Below are 341 nucleotides of genomic sequence, written 5' to 3' on the forward strand. Positions count from 1 at the left end.
AGGATCACCTTATAGAAGGCGTCGTAGGCCGGGGTATGGGTCACCACGTAGTCGCCCGGCACGGACCATTGGCGGATCAGCTGCGCCGCCATGTAGATAACGGAAGGGCCGTACACCGCCGTTGTGGTGTCGATAGCGGTGTTGAAACGTTGTTGATACCAGTGGCGCAGCGCGCCGAGAAAATCCTCATGCTGCCAACGGCTGTAGCCCAGCACGCCGTGCTGCAGGCGCTGTTGCAGCGCCTCGAGAATGCACGGTGCGGTGGCGAAATCCATATCGGAGATGGTGAACGGCAGCAGGTCGGCGCTGCCGAAGCGATCGGCGATGTAATCCCACTGGGT

Annotated in this window: 1 protein-coding gene; it reads right to left on the reverse strand. The window is 61.3% G+C overall.

Going from position 1 to position 341, the window contains the following annotated elements; genetic code table 11:
* Positions 1–341 (reverse strand): aminotransferase class I/II-fold pyridoxal phosphate-dependent enzyme (locus J0A67_RS23580; protein WP_206571676.1); only part of this gene is annotated, 341 nt, incomplete at both ends.

Origin of the sequence: Algoriphagus aestuariicola (assembly GCF_017254835.1) — a bacterium.
Classification (GTDB): domain Bacteria; phylum Bacteroidota; class Bacteroidia; order Cytophagales; family Cyclobacteriaceae; genus Algoriphagus; species Algoriphagus aestuariicola.